This is a genomic window from Mesorhizobium sp. M7A.F.Ca.AU.001.01.1.1 (assembly GCF_004022735.1).
In the GTDB taxonomy this organism is placed as follows: Bacteria; Pseudomonadota; Alphaproteobacteria; order Rhizobiales; family Rhizobiaceae; genus Mesorhizobium; species Mesorhizobium ciceri.
In genome coordinates this window covers 1-1,568 of the sequence record NZ_RZPF01001033.1, presented here as the reverse complement: position 1 = coordinate 1,568, position 1,568 = coordinate 1, and the positions used below count along the sequence as shown (strand labels likewise).

General features: G+C 59.5%; 2 protein-coding genes. Both read right to left on the bottom strand.

Annotated elements, in window-relative coordinates; translation table 11 throughout:
• Positions 1-169 precede the first annotated feature (169 nt).
• Entirely contained in the window at positions 170-850 is a 681-nt protein-coding gene (locus tag EN884_RS35450; RefSeq protein ID WP_082826741.1) for a GntR family transcriptional regulator, read from the bottom strand.
• An 81-nt stretch (positions 851-931) separates the two neighbouring features.
• The coding region (locus EN884_RS35445) for an aldo/keto reductase (protein ID WP_164895405.1) at positions 932-1,568 on the bottom strand (637 nt) is incomplete at its 5' end.

The following is a 1,568-nucleotide window of genomic DNA, read 5'->3' as shown; positions in this document are numbered from 1 at the left end:
GGTAGACCAGGCGTCGATCGCCAGTGACGAGCCGTGCAGAAGGATCACGGTCGGTCCGCTCCCAGCTTCGAAATAGCGCGTACGGATTCCGCCCGCCGAGACATAATTTTCCTCAGCTCTCGAAGAGGGTAGCGGCGGACGGGCGGCGTCAGGCGCTTGCAAGCGCCGATTAGCTGACGGATTGGTTTTCAAGCTGTTCGATCATCCCGAGTGCGAATTGTGCGGCTTTGCGTACATGTTTTTTTGCAAGCCGCTCGGCATCCGATGCCTTGCGGTTCACCAGGGCGTCGAGCAGGGCTGCCAGCTCTTCTTGAGATGCCTTTCGCCGCTCTGCATTGGAAAGAGAAATCATGCGCAACTGTGAGGCCCGCATATGTATGCTGCGAAGCATCCGTTCCGCCTCGGAATTGTTCGCGCCTGCTATCAAAACGTCGTAAAACCGGGTTTTTGCGGCAATCATTTCGCGCGGTACACCGACGCGATAAGCTTCCATCAGCTCGTCATACATGTCCCCGCAACGCGTGATATGATCGTCAGCCGCATTCTCGCAAAACAACCTGCATATAAGCGCCTCCAGCACTTCGCGAAGATCAAAAATGTCCTTCGCGACCTTAGGATCGACGACAGAGACGATCAGCCCCCGGTTGGGCAGGTTCGTGACTAGGCCCTCGTTCTCGAGCTCGCGCATCGCTTCCCTGAGCGACGTCCGCGAAACGCCCATGCGCTCGCAAAGTGTGCGCTCCACCAGCCGCTCTCCCGGCGCCAGTTCTCCGACGACGATGGCGTTGCGGATGATATCGGCCACCTGCGTATACAGCCGCGGCGCAACATGGACTCGCAGGTCATACACGGCGACTTTGATCCTTTGAAAGGTGCGTGGACGAGTGCAATTTCACAAGCATATCACCTTACCGCAAGGCATTGTGCTCACTCAGTGGCCTGAGGCGTTCAGCGGCCGTGGCTCGTAGGCCCGGTCGATGCAGTCAATCTGTTCGGCGGCAAGCGCTATGTCCAATGCCGCGACGGCCTCGTCGACATGCTCTATCGAGGTTGCTCCAAAGATGGGCGCGGCTATGCCGGGGCGCGCCAATGTCCAAGCGAGAGCCACCTGGGCCGGTGTCTTTCCGATATCAGCGGCAACGGCAGCGACGGCTTCGCGTACGGCGTGGTCGCCCTCGCGGTAGTAATATTTCTGCGTATAGTCGTCGCTTTTCGTGCGCGCCGTCTGCTGGCCGGGATCGCGACGGTCCGCGGCAAGGAAGCCGCGTGCGATGGGGCTGAACGGTATCAGGGCAACCTCATCGTGACTGCAATAGGGAAGCAGTTCCCGCTCGCACTCCCGGTGAGCGGGGTTGTATTCGCATTGCATCGAGATGAACGCCGGAAGGTCACGTGCGCTGGCAGCCGCACGGCATTTTGCGAGTGTCCAGCCGGGCATCGTCGTGACCCCGACATAGAGCGCCTTTCCGGCGCGCACGATGTCCGCCATGGCTTCGACCAGTTCGTCGAGATCTGTATCCTTGTCCCAGATATGTGTCTGGAAGAGATCCACGTGATCGGTTCCAAGG